The sequence below is a fragment of the Pontixanthobacter gangjinensis genome (assembly GCF_009827545.1).
Lineage (GTDB): Bacteria > Pseudomonadota > Alphaproteobacteria > Sphingomonadales > Sphingomonadaceae > Pontixanthobacter > Pontixanthobacter gangjinensis.
Genome location: NZ_WTYS01000001.1, coordinates 711436 through 737731, shown reverse-complemented (window position 1 = coordinate 737731; position 26296 = coordinate 711436). Strand labels below are relative to the sequence as shown.

General features: G+C 56.7%; 26 protein-coding genes. 19 read left to right on the top strand and 7 right to left on the bottom strand.

What is annotated here, in order from left to right:
* Nucleotides 1–154: 154 nt before the first annotated feature.
* On the bottom strand, nt 155–2359 hold the full coding sequence (locus GRI36_RS03475; RefSeq protein WP_160597206.1) for a S9 family peptidase: 2205 nt from the start codon (nt 2357–2359) through the stop codon (nt 155–157).
* Nucleotides 2360–2466: 107 nt separating this feature from the next.
* Here GRI36_RS03475 and GRI36_RS03470 point away from each other — a divergent pair, with 107 nt between their 5' ends.
* The 6 genes from GRI36_RS03470 to GRI36_RS03445 all read left to right on the top strand — a co-directional run bounded on the left by GRI36_RS03470 (nt 2467) and on the right by GRI36_RS03445 (nt 8350).
* Nucleotides 2467–4284: an aminopeptidase P family protein gene (locus tag GRI36_RS03470; RefSeq protein ID WP_160597205.1), complete on the top strand. Its 1818-nt coding sequence runs from the start codon at nt 2467–2469 to the stop codon at nt 4282–4284.
* A gap of 71 nt (nt 4285–4355) precedes the next feature.
* Nucleotides 4356–4730, top strand: coding sequence for a VOC family protein (locus GRI36_RS03465; RefSeq protein ID WP_160599023.1), 375 nt, complete (start codon nt 4356–4358; stop codon nt 4728–4730).
* 31 nt (nt 4731–4761) lie between these two features.
* Entirely contained in the window at nt 4762–5157 is a 396-nt protein-coding gene (locus GRI36_RS03460; protein ID WP_160597204.1) for a cupin domain-containing protein, read from the top strand.
* Nucleotides 5158–5364: 207 nt separating this feature from the next.
* A complete protein-coding gene (locus tag GRI36_RS03455; RefSeq protein ID WP_160597203.1) occupies nt 5365–6087 on the top strand; it encodes an EF-hand domain-containing protein in 723 nt (240 codons plus the stop codon).
* 61 nt (nt 6088–6148) lie between these two features.
* Nucleotides 6149–6883: a response regulator gene (locus GRI36_RS03450; protein WP_160597202.1), complete on the top strand. Its 735-nt coding sequence runs from the start codon at nt 6149–6151 to the stop codon at nt 6881–6883.
* A 3-nt stretch (nt 6884–6886) separates the two neighbouring features.
* The gene (locus GRI36_RS03445) at nt 6887–8350 is read left to right on the top strand and encodes an ATP-binding protein (protein ID WP_160597201.1); all 1464 of its coding nucleotides are present in this window, start codon (nt 6887–6889) and stop codon (nt 8348–8350) included.
* On the opposite strand, the gene GRI36_RS03440 is transcribed toward GRI36_RS03445, so the two are convergent.
* Entirely contained in the window at nt 8347–9921 is a 1575-nt protein-coding gene (locus GRI36_RS03440) for a helicase HerA-like domain-containing protein (protein WP_160597200.1), read from the bottom strand. The two genes, GRI36_RS03445 and GRI36_RS03440, sit on opposite strands and share 4 nt — an antisense overlap.
* Before the next feature lie 128 nt (nt 9922–10049).
* Here GRI36_RS03440 and pabB point away from each other — a divergent pair, with 128 nt between their 5' ends.
* The 8 genes from pabB (at nt 10050) to GRI36_RS03400 (ending at nt 16702) form a co-directional block, all read left to right on the top strand.
* Nucleotides 10050–11873, top strand: a complete 1824-nt coding sequence (pabB, locus tag GRI36_RS03435; RefSeq protein WP_160597199.1) for an aminodeoxychorismate synthase component I — start codon at nt 10050–10052, stop codon at nt 11871–11873.
* Nucleotides 11870–12556: an RluA family pseudouridine synthase gene (locus GRI36_RS03430; protein WP_160597198.1), complete on the top strand. Its 687-nt coding sequence runs from the start codon at nt 11870–11872 to the stop codon at nt 12554–12556. Before pabB ends, GRI36_RS03430 begins: the two co-directional genes overlap by 4 nt.
* Entirely contained in the window at nt 12549–12953 is a 405-nt protein-coding gene (gene arfB / locus GRI36_RS03425) for an alternative ribosome rescue aminoacyl-tRNA hydrolase ArfB (RefSeq protein WP_160597197.1), read from the top strand. The genes GRI36_RS03430 and arfB overlap by 8 nt, the downstream gene beginning before the upstream one ends.
* Before the next feature lie 169 nt (nt 12954–13122).
* Nucleotides 13123–13290: a 50S ribosomal protein L33 gene (gene rpmG, locus GRI36_RS03420; RefSeq protein WP_160597196.1), complete on the top strand. Its 168-nt coding sequence runs from the start codon at nt 13123–13125 to the stop codon at nt 13288–13290.
* A gap of 75 nt (nt 13291–13365) precedes the next feature.
* Nucleotides 13366–14034: a LolA family protein gene (locus tag GRI36_RS03415; RefSeq protein ID WP_160597195.1), complete on the top strand. Its 669-nt coding sequence runs from the start codon at nt 13366–13368 to the stop codon at nt 14032–14034.
* A 303-nt stretch (nt 14035–14337) separates the two neighbouring features.
* Complete coding sequence (gene xth, locus GRI36_RS03410; protein ID WP_160599022.1) at nt 14338–15132, top strand: exodeoxyribonuclease III; 795 nt, start codon at nt 14338–14340, stop codon at nt 15130–15132.
* A gap of 74 nt (nt 15133–15206) precedes the next feature.
* Nucleotides 15207–16199, top strand: a complete 993-nt coding sequence (ribA, locus tag GRI36_RS03405; protein ID WP_160597194.1) for a GTP cyclohydrolase II — start codon at nt 15207–15209, stop codon at nt 16197–16199.
* Nucleotides 16196–16702 carry a GNAT family N-acetyltransferase gene (locus tag GRI36_RS03400; protein WP_160597193.1) on the top strand — a complete coding sequence of 169 codons (507 nt, stop codon included), beginning with the start codon at nt 16196–16198 and terminating at the stop codon, nt 16700–16702. The genes ribA and GRI36_RS03400 overlap by 4 nt, the downstream gene beginning before the upstream one ends.
* On the opposite strand, the gene asd is transcribed toward GRI36_RS03400, so the two are convergent.
* The 5 genes from asd to recQ form a co-directional block, all read right to left on the bottom strand.
* Complete coding sequence (gene asd, locus GRI36_RS03395; protein ID WP_235902149.1) at nt 16699–17412, bottom strand: archaetidylserine decarboxylase; 714 nt, start codon at nt 17410–17412, stop codon at nt 16699–16701. The genes GRI36_RS03400 and asd overlap by 4 nt on opposite strands.
* A gap of 283 nt (nt 17413–17695) precedes the next feature.
* A complete protein-coding gene (locus GRI36_RS03390; protein WP_160597191.1) occupies nt 17696–18679 on the bottom strand; it encodes a right-handed parallel beta-helix repeat-containing protein in 984 nt (327 codons plus the stop codon).
* A 35-nt stretch (nt 18680–18714) separates the two neighbouring features.
* Nucleotides 18715–18915 carry a toxin-antitoxin system HicB family antitoxin gene (locus GRI36_RS03385; RefSeq protein WP_160597190.1) on the bottom strand — a complete coding sequence of 67 codons (201 nt, stop codon included), beginning with the start codon at nt 18913–18915 and terminating at the stop codon, nt 18715–18717.
* A 24-nt stretch (nt 18916–18939) separates the two neighbouring features.
* Nucleotides 18940–19851 carry an SPFH domain-containing protein gene (locus tag GRI36_RS03380; protein WP_235902148.1) on the bottom strand — a complete coding sequence of 304 codons (912 nt, stop codon included), beginning with the start codon at nt 19849–19851 and terminating at the stop codon, nt 18940–18942.
* A 65-nt stretch (nt 19852–19916) separates the two neighbouring features.
* The gene (gene recQ / locus GRI36_RS03375; RefSeq protein WP_160597189.1) at nt 19917–21716 is read right to left on the bottom strand and encodes a DNA helicase RecQ; all 1800 of its coding nucleotides are present in this window, start codon (nt 21714–21716) and stop codon (nt 19917–19919) included.
* Nucleotides 21717–21873: 157 nt separating this feature from the next.
* Here recQ and GRI36_RS03370 point away from each other — a divergent pair, with 157 nt between their 5' ends.
* The 5 genes from GRI36_RS03370 (at nt 21874) to GRI36_RS03355 (ending at nt 26263) form a co-directional block, all read left to right on the top strand.
* Nucleotides 21874–22242: a hypothetical protein gene (locus GRI36_RS03370; RefSeq protein WP_202392109.1), complete on the top strand. Its 369-nt coding sequence runs from the start codon at nt 21874–21876 to the stop codon at nt 22240–22242.
* A gap of 88 nt (nt 22243–22330) precedes the next feature.
* Complete coding sequence (locus GRI36_RS13710; RefSeq protein ID WP_202392108.1) at nt 22331–22552, top strand: hypothetical protein; 222 nt, start codon at nt 22331–22333, stop codon at nt 22550–22552.
* Between the two features lie 44 nt (nt 22553–22596).
* On the top strand, nt 22597–23793 hold the full coding sequence (locus tag GRI36_RS03365) for an acyl-CoA dehydrogenase family protein (RefSeq protein ID WP_235902147.1): 1197 nt from the start codon (nt 22597–22599) through the stop codon (nt 23791–23793).
* Complete coding sequence (locus GRI36_RS03360) at nt 23793–25037, top strand: CoA transferase (protein WP_160597188.1); 1245 nt, start codon at nt 23793–23795, stop codon at nt 25035–25037. Before GRI36_RS03365 ends, GRI36_RS03360 begins: the two co-directional genes overlap by 1 nt.
* The gene (locus tag GRI36_RS03355) at nt 25034–26263 is read left to right on the top strand and encodes an acetyl-CoA C-acetyltransferase (protein WP_160597187.1); all 1230 of its coding nucleotides are present in this window, start codon (nt 25034–25036) and stop codon (nt 26261–26263) included. The genes GRI36_RS03360 and GRI36_RS03355 overlap by 4 nt, the downstream gene beginning before the upstream one ends.
* Nucleotides 26264–26296 lie beyond the last annotated feature (33 nt).

The window sequence follows — 26296 nt, the reverse complement described above, 5'->3', positions numbered from 1 at the left end:
GCCGACACTGCCAGAAGAAGTAGGCCAACAACTTGAACGGGAAAGCTATATAAAAGAACTTCACCGTTTCCCACATAAAGCGAGATGATCAGAGCAAGAGAAACCAGCGCACAAATCAGTGCGCCGATCCCTGTCCATCCGATTTCCTTGATACTCACTCATCAATCCCGTGATGGCTCAGCAGGAACGCATATTCCTCCGCCGCCTCATACAGCGCGGTAAACCGCCCCGATTTGCCGCCATGGCCGGCGCCCATATTGGTCTTAAGCAACAGCTCGTTATTGTCGGTCTTCATATCGCGCAAGCGGGCGACCCATTTGGCAGGCTCCCAATATGTCACGCGCGGATCATTCAAACCTGCAGTGACCAGCATCGGCGGATAATCCTGTGCGATCACTTGGTCATACGGGCTGTAGCTGAGGATATAAGCAAACGCCTGCTTACTCTCGATCGGATTGCCCCATTCGGGCCACTCGCCCGGAGTCAGTGGTAGGCTGGTGTCGAGCATAGTGTTGAGCACATCGACGAACGGAACGTCGGCCACCACGGCTTTCCAAAGCTGTGGATTGGTATTGACGATCACGCCCATCAACTCGCCGCCAGCCGAACCGCCGCTGGCGCTGATTGACCCTTCTTCGGTATAGCCAAGCGCCGCCAGCCCCTTCGCCACATCGACGAAGTCATTATAGGTGTTCCACCGCTCGTTCATCTTGCCTTGGAGATACCAGTTGCGGCCCAGATCATCGCCGCCGCGAATATGCGCGATGCCGTACGCCATGCCGCGATCGAGCAGGCTGAGGCGCGAAGCGGAAAAGCCCGGCGGCACGGCATAGCCGTAAGCGCCATAAGCATAAAGATGCAGCGGCCCGCTTGGTCCGCCATTCATTTCATCGCGGTCCTTGCGCATGACCACGCTGACCGGGACCTGCGTACCATCACGCCCGGTGATTATTTCGCGTTTAGTGACATAGAGCGAGGCGTCATAGCCACTCGGGATTTCCTGCTGTTTGAGCAGTTCCAGCTTCGCATCGGACAGACGGTAATCATAAACCGAATCGGGAGTGACCATGCTCTCGTATGTCAATCGCAGCGTATCGACATCATATTCGGGGTTGTTCGACAGACCTGCGGAATAGCTGTCCTCCGGGAATACAATCGGGGTGACTTTCGCCGCATCATCGTAAGACCGCAATTGCACCTGATCGAGACCGTTTAGGCGGCCCTCGGTCACGTAGAAATCCTTGAACAGGTCAAATCCGGTCAGATAAAACTCGTCCGACCCGGCGATGCTGGTTGTCCATTCACCCGGCGCGGCAAGCTTGGCTGTCGCAAGGCGGAAATTGACGTGATTGTCATTGGTGTGGATGAACACAGTCTCACCGCGAATATCGAGCGAATATTCAACGCCTTTCTCTCGCGCGCGCACCAGAATCTGTTCGCCAGTGGGGTTATCTGCGCGGACCAAGCGGACTTCGCTCGTTTCATTGTCGCCTGCGCCGATGATCAACCAATCTTCCTCGGCCGAGAGGCCAGCGCCCACGCTGAAACCAATGTCCGACTCGGTGTAGATCTCCACATCATCTTCAACCGGAGTGCCGATTGTGTGCACACGGACATTATCAACCCGCCAATTCTCATTGGCTTTACCGTAGACCAGCACCGTGTCTTTCGCCGCCCAAACCAATCCGGTGCGCGTTTCGGGAATGACATCGTCGAGCAAATCGCCGGTCTGCAAATCCTTGATTCGGCCCGTGTACCGTTCCGCGCCATTGTCATCGTAAGAATAGGCGAGATAACGCCCGCTATCGCTGACCGAGAAGGTGCCGAGGCGGAAATATTCCTTGCCGTCAGCCAGCGCGTTTTCGTCCAGCATCAACTCCTTGTCACCACCAGCGACAGGTTCACGGTACCACAGGCGGTATTCCTTACCCTCGGCAACTTCGGTCCAATACATCCAGTCGCCGTCTTTCTGCGGAACCGAACTGTCGTCTTCTTTGACGCGGCCTTTCAGCTCCTCAAACAGCGTATCGACCAAAGGCTTGCGATCCGCCATTTCCTGCTCGAACCAAGCGTTTTCCGCTTTCACATAACCGAGCACATCTTCATCATCGATCTTGGGATAGGATTGATCCTTCAGCCAATGATACGGGTCGGAAATGGTAATGTCATGATGCGTGTAGCTATGCTCGCGCTTTTCGGCGACGGGCGGGGCGGGAATGGCTTTTTCGGTCAAGCTGGTGTCCTTGGTTGGGCTGGCAACGGCTGGGGATGCATCCTGCGCAGAAAGCGGGGTGGCCAATGTCACAGGGGCAATCGTAGCTGTTGCAATTGCAATTGCTGCTGCAGATGTGATTCTCATGGCGGATGTCCCTGTTTGAATTACGGCGAATATGGTAATGGGTTCAGTTGAAACTAAGTTGCCGGAACTAGCATGACCGGCACCGATTGCAATTCAGGACCAATTCTATGTTGATGCAAACCCATGAGGCCCGCCTTTCCGCCCTTCGCGAAGAGCTTAGACGGCAGAAGCTCGACGGATTTGTCGTGCCGATTTCGGACGAACATATGTCCGAATATGTAGGCGGTTACGCCCAGCGGCTCGAGTGGCTAACCGGCTTTGCGGGATCAGCCGGCAGTGCAATAGTCTTGCTCCACGGCGCGGCGATGTTCACCGATGGACGCTATACCATTCAGGTCCGCGACCAGGTCGATGGCAATCTGTTTGAGTATCAATCGTCGCTTGAAACGACCCACGCAAAATGGCTCGCCGCCAATGTCACCAAGGGTGCGCGAATTGGTTACGACGCATGGCTCCATACCAAAGGCTGGGCTGACAGCCTGACTGCCGCGCTTGCAAAAAAGGGCGCTAAGCTGGTTGCGGTGCACAGCAATCCTGTCGACGCCGTATGGTCCGATCGCCCTGCGCCGTCCAATGCTGTTGCGGTAATTCATGGCGACGAACATGCTGGCCAATCCTCCGCCGAAAAGCGCTCGCAAGTCGCCGACTGGCTGAAAGCCGAGGAGATTGACGCGGCGGTAATCTCTGCGCTCGACTCTATTGCTTGGATGCTCAACATTCGCGGCAGCGATGTCGACCGGACGCCAGTTGCACTATCCTACCTCATTGCGCATGCTGATGGGACCGCCGAATTGTTCATCGCACCTGAAAAGATTACACCGGAGCTTGAACAGCACCTAGGCAATGCGGTGACCATTCGTGACCGAGTTGACTTCACCGGCACGCTCGGAACCTTGTCGGGCAAGACTGTTGCCGTCGATCCTGATTATGGTGTCGCGGCGATCTATCACGCGCTGGAAGCTGGCGGCGCTTCGCCTGTTGCCATCCGCGATCCTGCGATTGTGCCCAAAGCGATCAAGAACCCTGTTGAACAGCAGGGGCACCGCGATGCGCAGGCGCGGGATGGCGCAGCCGTGGCAAAATTCCTCCACTGGCTGTCATACGAACCATCAAAAGGCGGCCAGACTGAGCTCAGCGCAGTAGCCAAATTGCGCGAATTCCGTGACCAGACCGGCGTTCTTAAAGACCAATCCTTCGACACTATCTCTGCTTCCGGTCCAAACGGCGCCTTGTGCCATTACAGCGTCGATGAAGACAGCAATCGGGATATCGAGCCCGGCAGCGTATTTCTATGCGATTCAGGCGGGCAATATCTTGATGGCACGACCGACATTACCCGCACCGTGTGGATTGCCGGACCAGGCAACAAATCAGAACCCACCGCCGAAGTGCGCGACCGCTTCACCCGCGTACTCAAAGGGCATATCCAGATTGCCCGCGCTATCTTCCCGCAGGGCACCAATGGCGCGCAATTGGACGCCTTTGCCCGCCAATATCTGTGGGAAGCGGGTGTCGATTATGCGCACGGCACAGGCCACGGTGTCGGCAGTTTCCTCGCCGTGCATGAGGGGCCGCAGCGGATAGCCAAACCTACCGCAGGACAGGCAGGCACACATCAGGAATTGTTCGCCGGAATGATTCTTTCGAACGAGCCGGGCTATTATAAAACCGGCGAATTTGGCATTCGCATCGAGAACCTAGTTCTGGTTGAAAAACGCGAAATCGAAGGAGCTGAAGGCCGCTATCTCGGCTTCGAGAATCTGACTTGGGTGCCGATGGCGCGCAATATGCTCGATCTGTCACTGCTGACTTCGGAGGAAAAGCAGTGGTGGAATGATTACCACGCCAAGACCCGCGAAACCCTCGCGCCGCACTTGGAAGGTGATGCGCTGGCTTGGCTCAACAACGCTTGCGCTCCAATATGATGCCCCACTTGTGACTCGCACTATGTTCTAGTAATGTTCTTCTGTTGCGAGTCGCAAATGGGAGAAATATGATGCTGGGATATGTGACGCTAGGAACCAATGATCTGCCGCGCGCGGCCGCATTTTATGATGCGATTGCCAAGGTAATGGGCGTTGGCCGGATGATGGAATTCGACACTTTCATTGCTTGGGGTGAAATGGGCGGCGCCCCAGGAATCGCCGCGACCAAACCGTTTGACGGCGAAAAAGCCACAGTCGGCAACGGCACGATGGCTGCGCTACAAGTGGATAGCACCGACAAGGTCAAAGCGGTTTATGACGCTGCAATCGCCAATGGCGGCAGCGACGAAGGCGAGCCCGGACCGCGCGGTGATGATGGTTTCTATGCGGGATATTTCCGCGATCCAGATGGCAACAAGCTGAATGTCTTCACCATGACGAAGTGATTTTCGCTATAGAATAGCTACGGGGAATATCATGAATGGGCCGCATAAGTTGGCTGAAAACTGGGCCCATTTAGGGCTCGGCGCGACGTCAGAGGTGCAACCAGCCTTCAGCGGTATGGATTGGTACAAAGCCTATGGCCAGCGGAACGCAAGCGATGGTGCAGAGGGGCGTTTGGTTAGCTTGCACCGCTTCACGGAAAGCTGGGATGTGTGGGAAATGCATCCTGTCGGTAGCGAAATGGTGATCTGTATCTCCGGCTCAATAGTTTTGATCCAAGAGACAAATGATGGCCAGCAAACAATAGCGCTGGCGGCTGGTGAATATGCAATCAATCCCGCCGGCATTTGGCATACTGCAGATATTGTGGGGCCAGCCGAGGCAATCTTTATAACAGCCGGCCAAGGAACCGAACATCGATCTCGCTAAGCGGGAACACACACATCTACAATCGGCTTGCGCACGTATGAACGCCCTTTGAATTATGCGACAAAGTGCGACAATTCTGCCCTTTTGCGGGATATTCGTGCGACAATCAGCCGCTAGAAAGGTATCACGAGTTGCGGAGGCATCTACTACCCCCTCCCCCTGAACGTCGCCGCCGCAGCTCAATCTTTCGCGATTGGAGAATATAAAATGCGTAAACTTAGCAAGAAAATGACTTTGTCCATGACTGCAGCTGCAATTGCGCTGGCAGGCGGCACCGCTTTTGCAGCGCATCATGGCGGCAATCATGGGCCGGACGCAAATGGCGACAAGATTGTAACCTTGGCCGAACATAATGATCATGCTGCCAAAACATTCGCCCGAATGGACGCCAATAATGATGGCGCAATCAATTCAGCAGACCGCGAAGCCCGCAATGTAGCGCGCTTTGCCAAGATGGATGCCGATTCAAACGGCGAAGTGACCCAAGCCGAAATGACCGCGGCCCGCGAAGAGCGGATAGCAAAGCGAGCCGGGCGCCGCGAAGGCCGGTTCGAAGAGCTCGACACCGACAATAGCGGCGGGGTCTCGCAAACCGAAATGAACGCCGCGCGTGAAGCACGTGCAGAGCGACGGGTTAATCGCGGCGGCGAGCGTGCCGAACGGCGCGGCAAACGCGGCGGCGATCAGGCTGGACGCGGTGGCCGACGGGGCAACCGCGCCATGGCGATGCTCCGTCAAGCTGACACCGATGGCGACAAGTCTGTAAGCCGGGCCGAATTTAATGCGGCGGTCGCAGCACGGTTCCAGAAAGCCGATGCCAATAATGACGGCCAGATTTCCGAAACAGAACGTCAGGCAGCACGCGCTGAAATGCGCAGCCAGCATCAAGAACGCCGCACTGCACGCCGGGCAGAACGCCAGAGCAACTAAGCGCGCACCCAATGGCGCTTGCTTGCCAAACCTGTGACCGTCTAGGCGTGGTATCGGAATAATGACCGATACCGCGCCTATCACATTGCTGCTGGTGGATGATCAAGCCAGCTTGAGAGAGTCTCTCGCCGAATATTTGGCGCGGCAGGGTTTTATTGTGCGCGATGCCGAGAGCGCAGCGGCAGCGCGCAGCCTGCTGCTCGAATTTACACCTGACCTAGTTCTGCTCGACATCATGATGCCGGGTGAGGACGGCCTGTCGCTATGCCGGCATTTGGCCGAGACACGCGATCTTCCGGTGATTTTGCTGACTGCCAAAGGTGAACCAACTGACCGGATTATCGGTTTGGAAATCGGCGCTGACGACTATTTGGTCAAACCTTTCGAGCCACGCGAATTGGTTGCGCGTATCCGTTCGGTTTTGCGCCGGGCTTCGCGCAACGGTGCCGAACCACAAGCCGATACCAACTATGCCTTTGAAGGATGGGAACTAGACCCGCTCAAACGCAAATTGATCGACCCCGAAGGTGCCGTGATTTCCATCTCTACGGCGGAATTTCGGCTGCTTCGCGCCTTCCTCGACCATCCCCGCCAAGTGCTCGACCGTGATCGCCTGCTCGACATGGTTCAGGGCCGGGAGGCTCATTTATTCGACCGAGCGGTTGATAATCAGATTAGCCGCCTGCGCCGCAAGATCGAAGCAGACAGCCGCAATCCCGAATATATCCAGACGGTGCGCGGCGGCGGCTATCGCTTCGCCGCCGATGTACTGCGCAAATCTGCAGCGCGGAGCTAGACCATGCGATTGTGGCCCAAGAGCCTGCTCGGCCAAATGTTGCTCGCAGTCGCGCTTGCACTACTGGTGGCTCAGGCGATCTCTGCCACGTTACTCTATCGCGCCTCGGAAAATCGCCGAGAGCAGATTGCGCTGAATGCCGCAGCATTTCGCTTGGTGGCGCCGGGTAACGAGCGCGCCCAGAATGGCCAAAACACTGATGAGCGTGAAAGCCGAAGAATGCGCAGGCAAGCAAATCGCCAGCGTGACGGGCGCCTCCGCGAAAGACGCTTGCGTGCCGCGCAAGGGCAGCCGCCACGGGCATTCCGCCTCGAGAGCAGCCCAGTCACTCCCTTGCTTGACGGCGAAATCACCGAGCCACGGCTCGAACAGCAATTGGAAGCGATACTCGCTGGTCAAGGAATTGCCGCCGATGATTTGGTAGTAATCCGGCGCGAAGCAAAGACCGATGAGTTCATCCGTAGCAACCCGCGTTTGTTGAAGCGTTTGGCAGACGGCAACGCAATGGATTCCGACCTGATTGTCGTCGGCCTGCGCTCGCCCGGCGAACAACAATGGCGTGTTGCACGTGTTCTATTCCCCCATCCTCAAAAGGGCGCAATGCAAACGATCATTGCCCAGACCTTACTGATCTACTTGCTTCTGGTCGGACTGCATTTTCTTCTCTTGCGGCGGATTACAAAACCACTGGCGGCTTTGACCAAGCGGACCGAGGACTTTGGTCATGGCATCAGTTCAGGCACACCGCTTCCTCCCGAAGGTCCAGAAGATGTTCGGCGATTGATTTCTGCACATAATGCCATGCAATCGCGGATTGCCGCCTTGCTCGACGAAAAGGACGTCATGCTCGGTGCTATCGGACATGATCTCAAGACACCCCTGGCTGCGCTGCGTGTGCGCATCGAAAGTGTCGAAAATGAGAATGAGCGCGGCAAAATGGCGGAGTCGATTGAGGATATTACCCAGTCACTCGATGACATTCTCTCTCTTGCCCGTGTCGGAAAATCAGCCGAGCCAGCAGAAAAAGCGCAATTGGGCGCTCTGGTAATGTCTGTCGCCGAAGAATTCGAAGATATGGGCCAGCCGGTTGCTGCGGGACACATCGAAAAGATAACCCATCCCGTTTATGTCACTTGGCTCAAGCGCGGTTTACGCAATCTCGTCGGCAATGCAGTTCGGTATGGCGGCGGCGCTGAAATTGCCCTGCTGCGCGATGGCGATACGATCACAATCCGCGTCGACGATAATGGCCCCGGCATTCCGGAAAACCAGATTGCTGCCATGCTGGAACCATTCACCAGAGGGGAGGCATCGCGCAACCGTGATACTGGCGGCGCTGGACTCGGCCTGACCCTGGCCCGCGCAATTGCCGAACAGCATGGCGGAACACTCGTCCTTGCAAACCGTGAAGAGGGCGGCTTGCGCGCTGAAATCCGGTTGCCCATTAGCGGGCACAGCGCTGTTTAGCGCATCAGCCCGCCAATTAGATTACGGGCGAACTGCCCCATCATTCCGCCGCCCAGACTGGTTGCGATCGAACCGACCGCAGCAGTAACACCGCGTGTGGTCGGGTCAGAACGGGATTTGCGGCCGGTCAACTTCGCAGCCAGCACTGTAGCCGCAGAACTTGCAACAGCTGACGTAGCGGCCTTGCCCGCTTTCTCCCACATCGACTGGGTTTTACGCGGGCGTTTGCCCACTTCTGCCTCACCCTTCTCCTCGACCTCTTTGGCGGTTTCAGCCGCATCTGCGGCTTTTGCGAGCAACACCTCTTCGGCGCTATCGCGGTCAACTTCGGTGTCATATTTGCCGTCTACCGGGCTAATCGATTTTATGATTGCCCGTTCTTTCGCGGTTATCGGGCCAAGCCGGCTGCGCGGTGGTTTGATCAGGGTGCGCTGGACAATTGACGGGGCTCCATCGTCCATCAGAGTCGAAACGAGAGCCTCACCCACGCGTAACTCGGTAATGGCTTCGGCAACATCGAGGTCCGGATTGATCCGGAATGTATCGGCGGCGGCCTTGATGGCTTTTTGATCCTTTGGCGTGAAGGCCCGCAGCGCATGCTGCACGCGGTTACCCAACTGGCCTGCAACTTCTTCGGGAATATCGACCGGGTTCTGCGTCACAAAAAACACACCGACACCTTTGGACCGGATGAGCCGTACGACCTGCTCGATCTTGTCTTCCAGCGCCTTCGGCACATCATCGAACAGCAAATGTGCTTCATCGAAGAAGAATACCAGCTTGGGTTTTTCCGGATCGCCCACTTCAGGCAGTGTTTCGAACAATTCGGCGAGCAGCCATAGCAGGAATGTCGCATACAGTTTTGGGCTGCGCATCAATTTATCGGCTGCCAGCACATTGATATAACCGCGGCCTTGTTCGTCTGTTTGGATGAAATCGTCGATTTCAAGCGCTGGCTCGCCAAAGAATTTGTCAGCGCCCTGGCTCTCGAAACTCAGCAATTGGCGCTGGATCGCGCCAACGCTTTGCTTGCTGACATTGCCATATTTGGACGATAGTTCCTTCGCGTTTTGCGACGCATACATCAGCATAGATTGCAGATCTTCAAAGTTCAGAAGCAACAAACCGTTTTCGTCAGCATAGCGGAACACGATCTGCAACACGCCTTCTTGCGTGTCATTCAAGTCCAATAGCCGGGCGAGCAACAGCGGCCCCATCTCGCTTACAGTGGTGCGGATCGGGTGACCTTGTTCGCCGTAAAGGTCCCAGAAGATTGCCGGATTGTCGGAGTACGCATAATCATCCATACCCAATTCTTTGGCGCGTCCCTCAAGTTTGTCGGCATGTTTGAAGGTGGACGAACCGGGCATTGAAATACCCGCCAGATCACCCTTCACATCGGCGACAAACACCGGAACGCCATTGGCAGAGAAGCTTTCGGCAAGGCCCTGAAGCGTTACGGTCTTACCCGTGCCGGTTGCCCCCGCAATGAGGCCGTGCCGGTTTGAACGGCCCAAATCGAGCGACTGGTTTTCGCCATTGGCGCCAAGCCCAAGAAAAATCGTACCCATTGCAACCGTACTCCGACCCTAATTATTATGAAATTCTCATACAAATTTCTTGTTTGGGGCTGTGGCGTAGCCAAGCGTATGCGGTCAAGTATCTCGACTTGCGCGCCACACAGGCTATGGCTGCCCAGATGGCCGACCGGCAACCCTTTGTCCTGCTTGATGATGCACGCGCAAACGGCGCGGCAGATGCGCATTTGTTCGAGAGTCCGCAGCGGATTTTTATTGCGCGGCGGGCATCCGAGGTAGACGGGATTCTCGAAGCGGCGGACAACGCACGCCGCGAAACAGGCGGCGTATTGGCAGGTTTTATTGCCTATGAGGCCGGATTGGCGCTTGAACCCAAATTGATGGAACTGGCCGAAGCGCGCGCAGGGGCAAACGGGCCGCTTGTTTGGCTTGGCTTGTTCGATGCGGCGCAAACCATGGAACCATCGCAGGTCGAACAATGGCTGTCAGATCAATCGGGCGGAGAGGGCTCTGCCGAGGCTTCAATCGGGCCGCTTGATCCGCAAATTACGCCGGGCGGGTATGCCGCGGCTTTTGACTCGCTGCAGGATGCCATTCGCGGCGGCGACATCTATCAGGCCAATCTGACTTTCCCATTGGCTGGCTCCTATCGCGGGGATCCAATTGCGCTTTATTCCGCGCTGCGCCCCTCTGCCATGGCCGGATATGGCGGGATCATCTTCGACGGGGCCCATTGGCTGCTCAGCCTGTCGCCCGAATTGTTTTTCTCGCTCCAAGATGGCGCGGCTAAGGTCAAGCCGATGAAGGGCACTCGGCCGCGCGGGCAGAATGAGGCCGAAGATGCTGCATTGGCAGACGAATTGGCTAATTCGGTTAAAGACAAAGCCGAAAATTTGATGATCGTCGATTTGATGCGCAACGATCTGTCGCGCGTTGCCGAGGCCGGTAGCGTCCAAGTCGATGCGCCGTTCGCGGTCGAAAGTTACCCCACGGTGCACCAGATGGTATCAACCGTGCGTGCCACTTTGCAAGATGGCAAAAGTGCAACCGATTTGATCCGAGCAATCTTCCCCTGCGGCTCGATTACCGGAGCGCCCAAAATCCGCGCAATGGAATTGATTGGCGAGGTAGAGCGCGATGCAAGGGGTGCATATTGCGGCGCGATTGGCCGGATTGATGCGACCGGAAATGCCGCATTTAACGTGGCGATTCGGACCTTGCGGCTGACGCCAATCGAAAATGATCAAGGCGATGCGGTGCTTGGTGTCGGATCGGCGATTGTTGCGGACAGCAAAGCAATGGATGAATGGCGCGAATCAATATTGAAAGGCAGCTTTGTCCGGCAAAGTTCCCCGTCCCATACTGCCGCCCAATTTGATTTGATTGAAACGATGCGGTTCGACCCTGAACTGGGCATTGAGCTGCTCGAACTGCATCTCGAACGTATCAAGCACAGCGCATCCGAACTCGGATTTTCGTTTGACCGGCATTCGGCGCGCAACCAGATTCATGCGCTTTGTTTCGAGCTTGAGCGTCCGGCCAAGGTCCGCTTACTTGCTGCCCGCAGCGGAGCCATTTCGCTGACAACATCCGATTTACCGGCCGCCAATCCCGATATTTTCGAATGCATCGCATTGCCGATACCGGTTGACCCGGGCGATTGGCGATTGCGTCACAAAACCACCGACCGGGGTTTTTATCAGGACGCCTTGGCCGTGGCAGATGTGGAAGGCGCGCGGGAGGCCATTCTTGTGCATGATGATGGCCGGATCACCGAAGGCAGCTGGAGCAATGTTTTTGTCGAGAGGGGCGGAATCTTGCTGACCCCGCCCGCCGCGCTCGGCTTGCTGCCAGGGGTTTATCGCCGCTCGCTGCTGGAATGTGGTAAAGCGCGCGAAGATGATTTGAAATTGAACGATCTTGAAAATGGCTTCCTGCTGGGAAATGCAGTGCGCGGCCTCATCCCTGGAAGACTGAAGCCATGATTAATCCCCCCGTCCTTGCCCGCATACCAATCGTGTTCGAAGATGGCGAAGCCTTGGTGGTCGACAAGCCAGCTGGATTGCCAGTTGACCCTCCGCGCAATGGCGGCACCTGTTTGGCTGATTATTATGAAGGGTTGAAGCTCGGTTTCCACCGTGCACCAGTTGCCGTCCACCGGCTGGATACTGACACCTCCGGCTGCTTGCTCCTCGCGCGCAACCCCAAGGCAGTTAAGCGCTTTGCAAGGGCATTCGAGGAACGGCTCGTCTCAAAACGTTATCTCGGTATTATCGGCGGCGAACTGGCTGAAAGCGAGGGCACAATTGATATCCCGCTTGCCAAAATCAGCAGCGCTGAAAAGGGGTGGCGAATGGTCCGTGACGTCGATGGCAAGCCATCGGTCACCCATTGGAAAGTGCTTGCCGTTGAAGGAGGCAATTCGCTGATAGAATTCCGTCCGGAAACGGGCCGCACGCATCAAATCCGTATCCATGCCGAGGCCGGGCTTGGTGTGCCACTGCTTGGCGACCCGGTTTACGGGCCGGTCCATGGCGAAAACGCTGGAGCAAGGCGAACTATGCTGCACGCCGCAGCCATTACAGTGGAACGCAGCGGAAAACCTGCGATCGAAGGCATCGCGCCAATGCCGGCCGATTTCCTTGCATTCGGGTTTAGTGATGGATGAAACTATCGCTGAAGCGCTTCGGATAGCTGAGGAAAGCTTCATCGCGAGCTCGGGCCCGGGCGGCCAGAATGTCAATAAAGTCGCAACCGCAGTCCAACTGCGGCTTAATGTCTTTGCCTTGCGGCTTAGCCCGCCGGTGTTCGGCCGGCTAAAGACACTTGCCGGAACCCGAATGACCTCCAAGGGCGAGATTGTTCTGACCGCGCGCAATTATCGCACGCAAGAGGCCAATCGCGATGATGCGCGGGGCCGGATGATCCAATTGCTCGAAGCCGCACATAAGGAACCCAAATTGCGCAAGAAAAGCCGGGTGAACCGAATTGGCAAAGAAAAACGCATCAAGGCCAAGAAGAACCGCGGCACGATCAAAGCCGGTCGGGGTAAGGTGGATTGGTAGGCGGTTGCCGCCGGCAATGCGACTGCAGTTCTGGTAACCCAGAATGCTTGACATTTTTTGCCTGTTACCCCAATGCGCGCGGCTTGAAGGGCCTGCTCCAAGGATTTTGGACGAGGCCTGTGTTATTTTTCAGCCCGATTCGGGCCTCAGCGCTTTTTAGGATTACGTCATGGCGAAGCCAGCAACCGTCAAGATCAAGCTCGTCTCGACTGCAGACACGGGCTTCTACTACACGACCAAAAAGAACCCACGGAACATCACCGAAAAGATGTCCTTCCGCAAATATGATCCCGTCGTGCGCAAGCATGTCGAGTTCAAGGAAGCCAAAATCAAATAATGATGGCGTCCGGATGAACGCCGGACCCTGCATTAGTTCAGTGACTGTTCAACGCTGCGGCGTTAAATAGGTTATATGAACATGAAGACATATCTCGCTCGCAAACCACTTCGCGCCGCATTTGCCGGTGCTCTGGTCCTTGGCATTGCCGCACCCGCTACGCTTATTGCTCCTGCGGCTCCCGTTGCCGCGGCTCAAGGCGATTTAGACAGGGCCGTGGCCGCCTTGCGCGGTATCACAACCATGAAGGCCAATTTCACGGAGACCGACCGGCAGGGGCAAAGCGTTAAGGGGGTCATGACTCTAAAGCAGCCTGGCAAAATCCGATTTCAATATCAGGACGGCGTTCCGCTGCTGCTCGTATCCAATGGTAAATCGCTGACTTGGATTGATTATGGGGTCAATCAGGTGCAGCGCTGGCCGATTAGCAATTCTCCGCTTGGCGCATTGCTCGATCCGAAACGTGATATTGGCAAATATGGCAAGTTGGTTCCAACCAGCAATTCCAACGTGGTCAGCGTTGAAGTCCGCGATAAGAGCCGCCCGGAGTTTGGTGTTATTACCCTTATTTTCACCCGCAGCGCATCTTCACCCGGCGGGCTGCAATTGGCCAGTTGGGTAGCACTCGATTCGCAAAATCACCGGACTACTGTCCGGCTGACGAATCATCGTTACGGTATTGCAGTGGCGGATAAGGCTTTCACTTATCGCGATCCGCGCCGCACCACACGTCGCCCCCGTTAAACGGTTCACCGACACACCGTTTGGATAATAGGACGGGCTGAGAAGGTTCGTTCATTGCTTAGACAGCAAGCATGGCGTAATTTTACATCGTAAAGCGGCCGGAGCAAGGTTTACCCCCCTGTTGCCTTAGTCTTCGATACGGCCGTTCTACAAAGCGTGACGAACGCTAATAGGAAACCCTCGTGCCAATGCCCCCGGCGCGAGGGTTTTTTATCGGTCATATTGCGCCCGCCGGCTGGTCCAATTGATGGGCACATGAAAGCGCCAATGGACAGCGCGACCTCGCGCCCTTATCGCGTTCGCATGGTTTCAGTTGCATCTTGGAATATCAATTCCGTCCGCCTTCGTATGCCGATTGTCGCGCAGTTCCTGACAGAACAAGCGCCCGATGTTTTGTGTCTTCAAGAAATCAAGACGGTTGAGGAGACCTTCCCGTTCGAGGCTTTCAATGCGCTGGGTTACACCCACCACGCGGTCCATGGGCAAAAGGGATACCATGGTGTCGCGACCGTCAGCCGCATACCGATGAAGGAATTCAGCCGTCATGATTGGCAGGATAATGGTGAGGCGCGCCATGTCGGTGTTGAGCTGACCGGCGCGGGTCAGGATATGGTGATCGAAAATGTCTATGTCCCTGCTGGCGGCGATATTCCAGACCGCGAACAAAATCCCAAATTCGGTCAAAAGCTCGATTTTCTGGGCCGAATGACCGATTGGGCGGGCAAGATTGCACGCCCGACTTTGATCGTTGGCGACTTCAACATTGCACCGCTCGAAAGCGACGTGTGGAGCCACAAACAGTTGCTCAAGGTCGTCAGCCACACGCCTTTGGAAGTAGAAGTGCTCAAGCGCTTCCAAGATGCACATGGCTGGGTCGATGTTGGGCGCGAATTCATCCGGGATCCGGAGCGGTATTTCAGCTGGTGGAGCTATCGCTCGAAAGATTACCGTACAGGCGATCGCGGGCGGCGGCTTGACCATATGTGGGCATCGCCGGAGCTCGCAGCAAAGGCCACTAGCCATACGGTCCATGAGGATTGCCGCGGCTGGGAAAAGCCATCCGATCATGTACCATTGGTGACGGAGTTCGATCTCTGAGCCTGACAGGCCCATCCTCTTCCCGGCGCGTCGCGCGCGCTGTCGATGCCTTGCGCCATGGCTGGCCAATCGCAATGGATAATGGTCCGGTTTTATTGCCGGTAGAGACCGCCATAGCGGCGGATGCGACCGCAAGCCAAATGCTTATCTCTGCAGCGCGAGCAGCCACATTGAAGCTCGCCAATCAGCGCGATGCAGCAGAACCACATGCGCCAGTGCTGATTCGGGGCGCAGACTCTTTCACTCTTAATTCGGCACGGCCAATAGCCGACCCCGCCCTCGATCTCGCCAATCCGCTAAAGGGTCCATTCAAGGCGGAAAAGATCGAATGGCACAGCGCTGCCGTCGCGGCGATGGAACTGGCGCGGATCGCAGGCATCCTGCCTGCTTTCATGGCGGACCCTGAAAATGCCGGAGAAGCCGAGCGGGTTTCGGCGACCGACCTGGACGCGTGGTCAGACACTTCACAGATTTCAATTGCGACGCGGGCGCGCTTGCCGGTCGCAGCTGCGGATGATGCGCAGATAATCGCCTTCCGCAGTGCCGATGACACGCGCGAACATGTTGCGTTGATCATTGGTGAGCAGGATTCGGCGCGCGAACCATTGGTGCGGCTGCATTCCGAATGCCTGACCGGCGATATTCTGGGCAGCCTGAAATGCGATTGCGGACCGCAACTGGATGCCGCACTCGGCGCTATGGCGGATGAAGCGAAGTCTGGCGGCTGGGGGGTGCTGCTATATCTAAGGCAAGAAGGCCGCGGGATCGGATTGGTCAACAAATTGCGCGCCTATCAATTGCAAGACCAGGGGTTCGACACTGTCGATGCGAACCGGCGACTTGGCCTTCCCGACGAGGCGCGCGATTTTCCGGTCGCGGCGAGGATGCTGGAGCTTATAGGCGTTCGGTCGATTCGGTTGATGACCAACAATCCGAAAAAGGTCGATGCGCTGACCGGGGCCGGAGTTATCATAAGTGAGCGCGTGCAACATCAACTGCCGGACAACCCGCATAACCGCCAATATCTGGCGACCAAGCGCGACCGCTCAGGGCATTTACTCAAATGACTGCAATCACCATCCGTCCCGAGGAACCAAGGGACTACAAGGCGATCTATACACTAACCGAAGCGGCATTTCGCGATATGCCGTTTAGCGATGGCGACGAGCAAGACCTGATCGACACTCTGCGCGCCGATGGCGATCTTGCGCTGTCCTTAGTCGCAGAGACAGCGTCGGGCCTCGCTGGACACATCGCTTTTTCCCGGGTGTCGATCAGCGATGGCACTCCGAATTGGTACGACCTTGGGCCGGTTTCGGTAACGCCCGAATTGCAGAGGCAATCAATCGGTGCTCAGTTGATCGAGCGCGGGATTGCGGATCTTCGTGCAGCAGGAGCGTGCGGCATCGTTCTGTTGGGAAACCCTGATTATTATGGCCGATTTGGGTTCCAACATGATCCCGCATTGTCCTATCCCGGACCGCCGCCGCAATATTTCCAGCGACTGGTTTTGGAAGGCGGGACACCGCAAGGCGTGGTCACCTATCCTCCGGCATTCGGCTCGGGCTAATCTGCGAACGTTCCGATTGATTGCCCCATTCGCAACGTATGGCCAGCCTTCAGCTCGGGCGACCAATGCACTTTGCCTGGCTCGAACAAGAGCACCACAGTCGAACCGAGCAGAAAACGGCCCATTTCTGCGCCTGCTGCCAATTTAGGCGCTGGTCCCGCAGCACCGCCAAATTGCTGAATGTCGATTGACTTGCGGTGCGGTGTAACAAGTCCGCTCCAAACAGTTTCGATACTCGCGACAATCATCGCTCCGACCATGACGCTGGCTACCGAGCCATGATCGGTGTCGAACACGCAAGACAGGCGCTCATTGCGCGAAAAAAGGCGTGGGACATTTTCTGCAGTAACCGTGTTGACCGAGAACAATTCGCCGGGAATGTAGGCAGTGCTGTTGAGCGATCCACCGACGGGCATGTGAACCCTGTGGTAATCACTTGGCGACAGGTAAATTGTCATGAAACTGCCGCCATCAAACTTCGCGGCCAGCGCCGCATCGCCGCCAAGCAACTCGGTAGCGGTGTAACTTTGGCCCTTGGCTTGGAATATCCGGCCTTGTTTGATTGTGCCAAGCTGGCTGACCGCCCCATCAGCGGGGCTGAGCACTTCTGTCGCCGCATCCGCCAAAGGCCGAGAGCCAGGCTTGAGGCTGCGAGTGAAAAAATCGTTGAACGAGCTGAACTGGTCGAGTCCGCGCTCAGATTCTGCCATGTTTACGCGGTAAGACTTAGCAAATCGGCGGATTAACCTGTCGCGCAGCCAAGGCCGGCCGCTGCTCGCGGCCCGGCCGGCGAGGCGCGAAATCGCGTGCTGGGGTAATATATATTGCAACCAGATAAACAGGCGGCTGAGCATGCGATGTCTTTCGGAAATTTGGTGAACTCTAGCGGTCCGCGTAGCAGCGCTGCTGCCTCACGGCACTATAATTCTGTGTCAGACCTTGCCAAATCAACCGCATCTAGGGCGGCAATGTCTAGCACCAATTGCCCTGAAATCACCAACGGCGGTCGTAACGCTCCAGCCCCTGACCCAGATTGTTGGAGCCAATGGCAAGTTCTTCGCCGGTCCAATCGGCCACGAAAGTGGTGTTGCGGCTTACCGAGGGAGCAAGCCGTGCGTCATTTCCTGCAATCTGCAATCCATCGGAGGGATGGATTTTGGATTCTGCGCCGACAGCAATAAATGCCGACCAATTCTCCTTATTCTCTCCCTGCACAAACCAGTTGTTGGTAATTTGGCCGGTCGAGCCTGCTGGCAGGTCGATCATATAGTTGGTCGCAATTCCGGCCGAATCATCAAAACTGGAGGAGGCGATATCAACCCGTGCTGCGCGCGATTTCACATAATGGCCTCCGCGCCCCTTCTCAAACCGGCTTCGCGTAATCCGCAGATGCCCATAGTCACCGATATAGACCGAATGCGCGCAACCGCCGCCGCCTTCACAAGTTCCAAGGCCGGAGAATGTCGATTTGTCGATTACGATTATGCCGCCCGAATCGTTGGCCGACAGAATTCCTTGTTGGCTGTCCAAGAACCAGCTTTGGGCAACCGTCAGATTGCCTTGTTCGAGGCGAATGCCTGCTCCGTTGAAGTCGCGGACTGCCATCCTGCGGAAGACCAAGCCAGAAACGCTGGCTTCACGGCCCCTCAGCACTAACGCAGCCTTGCCCTCGCACGTAACGCTATCGAAGATTGCAGTCCCTGGCTTCTCAGCCAGGAAGGAAACGGAGCCGCCGGTCTGGACCGCGCATTGGCGGTGCGTGCCCTCAGCTATCGAGATGGTGCCTGTGCCATTGCCAATAACGTTCACCGCATCTTGCAGCTTAGAATAGCTGCGGCCGGTTTCTACCACTGTGAAGGCTCCGCCTTCTTGAGCGAAAACTGCCGCCGCAGGAATGGCACCAACGGCTATCGCGGCTATCAGCCCGATTAGCTTGAGCGAAGGACGGGCGGGCAAGGTCTGAGCAGCATAGGTCATACCTCCGGCGATATAGGAAAAGGGTTAATGACGGGCTAAGTCTTGGGCGGCCTGCCACGCTTTGCCCGTGTACTGACCGCCACCTCGATTCCGCGCTTCTTCAAGGCCTCTCGCAAGAGAATTTCAATCTGCGCGTTGGCAGATCTAAGCTCTCCTGCCGCCAGCCGTTCGACCGCGCCGTGAACGGCAGGATCGAGACGGAGGGCGAAAGCCTTTTTGGATTTGGAGGAGGGCATCGCGCCGCTTTCTAAATATCTCTATCAATAAAGCGAGCCGGCATTGACCACTGGATGCGCTTCACGTTCGCCGCACAGAACAACCAGCAGGTTCGACACCATCGCGGCACGCCGCTCGGCATCCAGCTCAACAATGTCATCGTCTTTCAGCTTTGTAAGCGCATCTTCAACCATACCCACCGCGCCAAGAACGATTTTCTTACGTGCTGCGATAATCGCGTCAGCCTGTTGGCGCTTCAGCATCGCACTGGCGATTTCCGATGCATAGGCAAGGTGCGTCAGGCCAGCTTCATCAACCGTGATCCCCGCAACCATCAACCGGTCGTTAAGTTCGACCAACAGTTCGCGATTGATCACATCACCGCCCGAGCGGAGCGTGACTTCCTCGCCTTCAAAATCATCATACGGATGCCGCGAACCGACCGTACGAAGACCGGCTTCGATCTGGATATTCACGAATTCCTTATAATCATCGACATCGAAACTCGCTTGCGCCGTATCAGAAACACGCCACACGACATTGCAGGCAATTTCGATCGGATTACCGCGCAAATCATTGATCTTAACTCGCTCCGAATGGATGTTGTGGGCTCGCGCGCTGATTTTCTTTCGCATCATCCAGGGCCACACCCAGCGCAATCCCTCAGTCCGTTCGGAACCGCGATATTCGCCGAAAAGCGTGATTACCGCTGCCTGATTGGGCTGCACCATGAAGAACCCGGCGGCGAAGAAAAGCAGCCCGAGAATTGAACCAACCAAGGTACCAGCGAATATCAGTTTCGCGGATTTCGGAGCACCATTGGCCGGAGCGCCATTGGCAATTGCCAGCACGGCCAGCGCGACAAGCGCAAGCATGACCAGCAACATTAAATAACCGCTATAGGATTTCGCAGAGCGTTCACGGCTGACATTCATCGCGCCTGATACTTTATTCATATTCATTTCCCTCACCAAAGCCTGATATAATTATGATATCATGTTTATATCAAATGCAGGAAATGTCAATATTCACGAATGACCGAGAGAAACGCGTTGCCATGCGCCGCCAGCTTCTTGGCTCCCACTCCGCCGATTTTGCCAAATTCGCCGATCGAGGCAGGGCGTGCTTCAGCCAATTCGCGCAAGGTAGCATCGTGAAAAATTACATAAGGCGGAACTTGCGCCTCCAATGCCAATTCGCGCCGCAACTCTCGCAGCGCCTCAAACAACGGATCGCCGATCGGATTGGGTGCGCCGCCCCTCGCCCCCCTGCCATTACGCTTATTGGCTTTTGGCGGGATCACGATTTCGACAGCCTGGTCGCCTTTCAAAATCGCCGGCGCATCACCGCCGAGCGCCAGTCCCCCATGTTCGGTTGAAACCAGAGCGCCGCGAGCCTGTAGTGCGCGGGACAGAGGCTTTAGCATTTCAGCTTCGTCACCAGCGACAATCCCGAAGACGCTGAGCTGGTCGTGACCACGCTGCTCGACACGGTCATCGGTGCTGCCGGTCAAAACTTTTTGGATATGACCGAAGCCGAAGCTCTGGCCGGTCCGGTAAACTGCCGACAACAATTTGCGCGCGGTTTGAGTAACATCGGAAACTTTGGGCGGATCGAGGCAATTGTCGCAATTGCCGCATGTCGCCTCCGGGTCTTCGCCGAAATGCCTCAGTAAAACCGCCCTGCGGCACCCCGGCGTTTCCACCAGCGAATCGAGCATGTCTAAACGTGCGCGTTCGTCATTCCGCCGTTCTTCTGGAAGTTCTGTGACCCGCTGCCGCGCTTGCGCAAAATCACCCGCACCCCAGAACATAACCGCATTCGCCGGATCGCCATCGCGCCCGGCACGGCCGGTTTCCTGATAATAGGCCTCGATTGATTTGGGGATGCCAGCGTGCGCAACAAACCGCACATCGGGCTTATCAATTCCCATGCCGAAAGCGATCGTGGCGACGATCACCATATCTTCCGAAGCAACAAATTCAGCCTGATTGGCACTGCGTTCTTCAGCAGGAAGCCCTGCGTGATAGGGCAGCACATTGCGGCCAGTGGCCGCTGCAAGCTTTTCGGCAATATCCTCAACCTTGCGCCGGGTTGGGGCATAGACGATGCCTGGCCCCGGCTGCTCCTTCATCAACGCTTCTATCTGGCGCACAGGATTTTCTCGGTGACGGATAGTGTATCGGATATTGGGCCGGTCGAATCCGGCCAAGATCAACCCATCCTGCGGAATGCCAAGCTGGGTCAGAATATCGGCGCGGGTGCGCTGATCTGCGGTTGCGGTTAACGCAAGCCGCGGCACATCGGGAAAACGTTCCAGCAGCGGCAGGAGCTGGCGATAATCGGGCCTGAAATCATGCCCCCACTCCGAAACGCAATGCGCCTCGTCAATTGCGAATAGGGCAATCGGGGACGATGTCAGAAAGTCACAAAAACGCGACTGGCTGGCGCGTTCGGGCGCAACGTACAGCAAGTCCAGCTCGCCAGCACGATAGGCATCCATTGTCTCGCGCCAATCGGCATCGGCGCTGGTCAGCGTAGCGGCCCTGATCCCATTGGCGGTGGCTGCGCGCAATTGGTCATGCATTAACGCAATCAAGGGCGAAATAACTATGCAAGTGCCGTGCTGCATTGTCGCAGGCAATTGATAGGTCAGCGACTTACCGGCACCTGTCGGCATTACCGCCAGTGTCGATTGCCCTCCCAAAATTCGAGAGACAACCTCTGCCTGACGCCCGCGAAAGCTCTCGAACCCGAAGATCGTCCGCAATTTCTCACGCGCAAGATCAAGCTTGCCATCATCTTCTATATTAATCGCCATGCGCGGCCTCTTGGCAGACCGCGGTGACGGCGGGAACACCTGTAAACTGATGTTGCCCACAGATATGGGCTTTGCGGTTCGCGCTCAGGCAAGGTATTGGAGCGACTCGCTGCCGGCCAAATGCCAAACGCAGCCCAAAAATTCATGGGAGTATATAATGAGAAAGATTCTTTACACTGCATTCGCATCGTCGGCCGCTCTGGCTTTGGCCGCTTGCGGAACATCAGAAGACGCATCGGTTGAAGCGGAAGCCGAAAGCGTCGAAGAAATTGCTGAAGAAGCTGTCGAGCCAGTCGAAGAAGCGCCGGTTGCCGATGCCGCTGCAGATACCAATGTCTCAGAAGCTTCCACTGATACCTCCGCCGTCGTCGCGCAAGAAGCCGACGATGCGGGTGATGCTGCAGAGGCGACTGCTCGCGATGTTGCCGCTGAACGTCAGAGAGCTGGCGAAAACGCTGCTAAGAAAGAAGGCAATCGCCTGATCGACAAGGGTGTTGATGCTGCCAAGAAAGAACTCGGTAACTAATCAACCTGAGTTAGAATTTCGGAAGCGGGTGGATCGTTCAGTCGATTCACCCGCTTTTCCTTTGCCGCCAGCGCGCTATGGTGGCGAGATGAAAAAAATTGTGATCTTCGTTTCGGCACTGCTGCTCAGCGCCTGCGGTGCGGCGGATAATGATCCCGGCCCCGGCGGCGTCAGCGTGGGCGAAGCGCGCGCATTGGATGAAGCCGCCGAAATGATTGAGGCAAAACGATTGCCCGCCCAGCAAGCCGGTGAAGCTGAAACTGCTCAGGCCGAAGATAGCCAAGATAGCGATGGGCCGCCCGAGTCCTAAGCAAGATTCAACGATAATTGCGACACAGTAAAGAGGATGACGCCATGGCAGAAACCAGCACGCCAACAGCCCCAAACGCAGGCATGGACGCGGACATTTTCGATCAATTTATAGAACAATTGAAGCGTTATGTCCGCGAACGGCTGATCCCGGCAGAAGAGGAGGTCATCGCCAACGACCGCATCCCCGAAGAGTTGATCAACGAAATGCGCGAGATGGGTCTATTCGGGCTGACCACGCCCGAAGAATATGGCGGCAGCGGCATGAACGTGCCGCAATATGTGGAGACGATCAGGACGTTATCTTATGCGATGCCAGCCTATCGCTCAATTGCTTCAATCAATCTTGGCATGGTTTGTTCGGCGCTCAAGAACTCAGGCACCGCCGATCAAAAAGCCGAATGGCTGCCGCGCCTAGCAGCCGGTGAAATCGCCTGTTTTGGCCTTACCGAGCCCGGGTCCGGATCGGATAGCGCCGCGATGGCAACGACTGCCAAGAAGGACGGCAATGGCTACGTCCTCAATGGCGCGAAACGATACATCACCAACGCTCCGCACGCTAAACTGGGGCTAATCATGGCACGCACCAATGACGAGGCTTTGCCGAAGAACGCCCATGTCAGCGCCTTTCTGGTGCCGATGGATACGCCCGGCATATCGGTTGGAAAGCCCGATCGTAAGATGGGCCAATCGGGCAGCCATATTGCCGATATTTATCTCGATGATGTCAAGCTGCCGGGCAATGCGCTGCTGGGCGGGGAGGAAGGCCGCGGTTTTGCCACCGCCATGCAGAGCCTCGACAATGGCCGCCTGTCGGTCGGCGCGGCGAGCGCGGGATATGCTCAGCGCATTCTCGACACCGCAATGCGTTATGCCAATGAGCGCAAGGCATTTGGCGAACCGATTGCCAATTTCCAGCTAATCCAAGCCATGCTTGCGGATAGCAAAGCCGAAATCTATGCGGCCGAATGTATGCTGCGCGATGCCAGCGCGAAAGCCGACAAGGGTAAAGCAATCATCGAATGCGCCAGCGCAAAAATGTTCGCCTCCGAAATGTGCAACCGTGTCGCCGATCGCTGTGTCCAGATCCATGGCGGCGCAGGCTATCTGGCCGAGTATGAGGCAGAACGGTTTTACCGAGATGCCCGTATCTACACGATTTATGAGGGCACCACACAGATCCTCCAGCTCGTCATCGCCAAGAATATGCTTCGCCAATTTGCTGCCGGAGTTGACGCGTAATGTACAATTTACTGAGCGGCCTTTCGATTATCGAGGTGTCGAGCTTTGTCGCCTCGCCGACTGCGGGACTATACTGCGCGCAAATGGGGGCCGAGGTTATCCGCGTCGACCAGATCGGCGGCGGACTTGATTATGACCGCTATCAACTAACCGAAGAGGGCCGCTCGCTCAGCTGGGAAAATCTGAACCGCGCCAAGAAAAGCGTCGCGGTAAATATGCGCACGGCAGAGGGGCGCGAATTGGTGCAGGAACTGGCGCGCAAGACCGGCCAGATAATTACCAATGTTCCGGAGAAAAGCTTCCTTTCTCATGAAGTCCTGAAGGCCGGGCGCGATGACATGATTACTGTGCGGATTATGGGCTGGGGTGACGGACGCCAGGCGATGGATTTTACTGTCAACGCTGCCAGCGGATACCCGCTGATGACTGGCCCCGCCGAATGGGATCAGGACAGCGCCCCGCCGGTCAACCAGACGCTCCCTGCATGGGACTTCATCACCGGCGCTTATACTGCGTTCGCGCTGATGGCGGCATTACGCCACCGTGATGTCACCGGCGAAGGCAGCGAAGTTCGTATTCCGCTTGGCGATGTCGCAATTGGCACTGTGGCCAATAGCGGTGCGATGGCGGAAATGCTCTATCGCGGCGGCGACAGGCAGCGGCTTGGCAATGCAATTTGGGGCGCTTTCGGGCGCGACTTCCGTTCAAGAGACGGCAAGCGCTTTATGGTCGCAGCATTGACCAACAAACAATGGGCCGGATTGGTCGAGGCGTTTGATGTGGCCGGGCAAGTGGGCGCAATCGAGAGTAAACACGGCGTATCCTTCAGCGCCAGCGACCATTTCCGCTTCACCCACCGCGAAGAATTGTTCGCGCTGTTTCAAAGCGTGGCCGACCAGTTTTCCTATGATGATCTGGCCAGGCGGCTCGCAGCCGCTGGCGCCACTTTCGAACGATACCGCACGATGCACGAGGCCGCGACCGACCCCGATCTGGTCACGGATAATCCGCTGTTTGGCACATCGCCTGCCAACCCCAGCGGCTTTGACTATCCGGCCCCCGGCCCCTTCGCCAATATGCCGGGCCACACTCGCGGTGATCCGCAGCCAGCACCGTTCCTTGGCGCGAGCAGCGAAGAAATTCTCGCTGAACGGCTCGGACTGGGTTCGGGCGCAATTGGCAAGTTGATGGACGCCGGAATCGTTGCCGGTAGTGATGCCCATTCAAATAAGGACAAATCATGACACTTCGCCGCGCCGCAATCGTCAGCCCGCTCCGCACGCCGGTCGGCAAATTCCTTGGATCGCTTGCGCCGATGGAGGCCGGGCCGCTTGGCGCGGTAATTCTCAAGGCGTTGATCGAGCGCAGCGGTATCGATCCCGAGCGGGTCGACGATGTGGTATTCAGCCAAGGCTATGGCAGCGCGGAGGCACCGTCGATCGGCCATTGGAGCTGGCTCGCCGCTGGCTTGCCTATCGAAGTGCCCGGCTATCAATTGGACCGCCGCTGCGGCTCTGGCCTGCAAGCGGTCATAAACGCCGCAATGATGATTCAAACCGGCGCGGCTGATGTAGTGGTCGCAGGCGGTGTTGAGAGCATGTCCAATGTCGAGCATTACACCACCGATCTGCGCCAAGGCGTGCGGTTCGGCGATATGACGTTGCACGACCGGCTGACGCGGGGCCGGTTGATGAGCCAGCCAATCGAACGGTTCGGCGTGATTACCGGCATGATCGAAACCGCCGAAAACCTGGCCAAGGATTATGACATCAGTCGCGAGGCATCGGACGCATATGCTGTGAGGAGCCACCAAAATGCGGCTGCGGCTTGGGATGCTGGTAAATTCGATGCACAGATGGTGCCTGTTGAAATCCCCCAAAGGCGCGGCGATGCCGTGATATTCGCCAAAGATGAAGGCTTCCGCGCTGATGCAAGCCTCGAAAGCCTTGGCGCTTTGCGAGCGCTCGAAGGCAAAACCAATCCTGATGCCGTGGTAACCGCAGGCAATGCCAGCCAGCAAAATGACGCCGCCGCAGCCTGCCTGGTGGTAGGCGAGGACAAATTAGAAGAACTCGGCCTTGAACCTTTGCTGTGGTTTGACAGTTGGGCCGCCGCCGGGTGCGATCCGGCGCGAATGGGTATCGGCCCTGTGCCAGCGACCGAACGGCTGTTCGCGCGCAGCGGCAAAGGTTGGGCCGACATCGATCTGGTCGAACTTAACGAAGCCTTTGCGCCGCAGGTTCTGGCGGTGCTTAAAGGCTGGGGTTGGTCAGAGAATGACAGCCGGATGGATATGCTCAACGTCAATGGATCGGGCATTTCACTCGGCCATCCGATTGGCGCGACCGGCGGACGCATTCTGGCCGATATGGCGCATGAAATGCACCGGCGCGAAGCCCGCTTCGGGCTTGAAACCATGTGCATCGGCGGCGGTCAGGGTATCGCCGCTTTGTTCGAACGGGCCAGCTAGCGGCGACGACGAATGTGGGGCTTAGGGTTACAC

Coding starts and splice junctions, on each gene's coding strand:
- GRI36_RS03475 (WP_160597206.1), bottom strand. CDS start 2,359: ATGAGAATCACATCTGCAGCAGCAATTGCAATTGCAACAGCTACGATT.
- GRI36_RS03470 (WP_160597205.1), top strand. CDS start 2,467: ATGTTGATGCAAACCCATGAGGCCCGCCTTTCCGCCCTTCGCGAAGAG.
- GRI36_RS03465 (WP_160599023.1), top strand. CDS start 4,356: ATGCTGGGATATGTGACGCTAGGAACCAATGATCTGCCGCGCGCGGCC.
- GRI36_RS03460 (WP_160597204.1), top strand. CDS start 4,762: ATGAATGGGCCGCATAAGTTGGCTGAAAACTGGGCCCATTTAGGGCTC.
- GRI36_RS03455 (WP_160597203.1), top strand. CDS start 5,365: ATGCGTAAACTTAGCAAGAAAATGACTTTGTCCATGACTGCAGCTGCA.
- GRI36_RS03450 (WP_160597202.1), top strand. CDS start 6,149: ATGACCGATACCGCGCCTATCACATTGCTGCTGGTGGATGATCAAGCC.
- GRI36_RS03445 (WP_160597201.1), top strand. CDS start 6,887: ATGCGATTGTGGCCCAAGAGCCTGCTCGGCCAAATGTTGCTCGCAGTC.
- GRI36_RS03440 (WP_160597200.1), bottom strand. CDS start 9,921: ATGGGTACGATTTTTCTTGGGCTTGGCGCCAATGGCGAAAACCAGTCG.
- pabB (WP_160597199.1), top strand. CDS start 10,050: ATGGCCGACCGGCAACCCTTTGTCCTGCTTGATGATGCACGCGCAAAC.
- GRI36_RS03430 (WP_160597198.1), top strand. CDS start 11,870: ATGATTAATCCCCCCGTCCTTGCCCGCATACCAATCGTGTTCGAAGAT.
- arfB (WP_160597197.1), top strand. CDS start 12,549: ATGGATGAAACTATCGCTGAAGCGCTTCGGATAGCTGAGGAAAGCTTC.
- rpmG (WP_160597196.1), top strand. CDS start 13,123: ATGGCGAAGCCAGCAACCGTCAAGATCAAGCTCGTCTCGACTGCAGAC.
- GRI36_RS03415 (WP_160597195.1), top strand. CDS start 13,366: ATGAACATGAAGACATATCTCGCTCGCAAACCACTTCGCGCCGCATTT.
- xth (WP_160599022.1), top strand. CDS start 14,338: ATGGTTTCAGTTGCATCTTGGAATATCAATTCCGTCCGCCTTCGTATG.
- ribA (WP_160597194.1), top strand. CDS start 15,207: ATGGATAATGGTCCGGTTTTATTGCCGGTAGAGACCGCCATAGCGGCG.
- GRI36_RS03400 (WP_160597193.1), top strand. CDS start 16,196: ATGACTGCAATCACCATCCGTCCCGAGGAACCAAGGGACTACAAGGCG.
- asd (WP_235902149.1), bottom strand. CDS start 17,412: ATGGCAGAATCTGAGCGCGGACTCGACCAGTTCAGCTCGTTCAACGAT.
- GRI36_RS03390 (WP_160597191.1), bottom strand. CDS start 18,679: ATGACCTATGCTGCTCAGACCTTGCCCGCCCGTCCTTCGCTCAAGCTA.
- GRI36_RS03385 (WP_160597190.1), bottom strand. CDS start 18,915: ATGCCCTCCTCCAAATCCAAAAAGGCTTTCGCCCTCCGTCTCGATCCT.
- GRI36_RS03380 (WP_235902148.1), bottom strand. CDS start 19,851: ATGAATAAAGTATCAGGCGCGATGAATGTCAGCCGTGAACGCTCTGCG.
- recQ (WP_160597189.1), bottom strand. CDS start 21,716: ATGGCGATTAATATAGAAGATGATGGCAAGCTTGATCTTGCGCGTGAG.
- GRI36_RS03370 (WP_202392109.1), top strand. CDS start 21,874: ATGAGAAAGATTCTTTACACTGCATTCGCATCGTCGGCCGCTCTGGCT.
- GRI36_RS13710 (WP_202392108.1), top strand. CDS start 22,331: ATGAAAAAAATTGTGATCTTCGTTTCGGCACTGCTGCTCAGCGCCTGC.
- GRI36_RS03365 (WP_235902147.1), top strand. CDS start 22,597: ATGGCAGAAACCAGCACGCCAACAGCCCCAAACGCAGGCATGGACGCG.
- GRI36_RS03360 (WP_160597188.1), top strand. CDS start 23,793: ATGTACAATTTACTGAGCGGCCTTTCGATTATCGAGGTGTCGAGCTTT.
- GRI36_RS03355 (WP_160597187.1), top strand. CDS start 25,034: ATGACACTTCGCCGCGCCGCAATCGTCAGCCCGCTCCGCACGCCGGTC.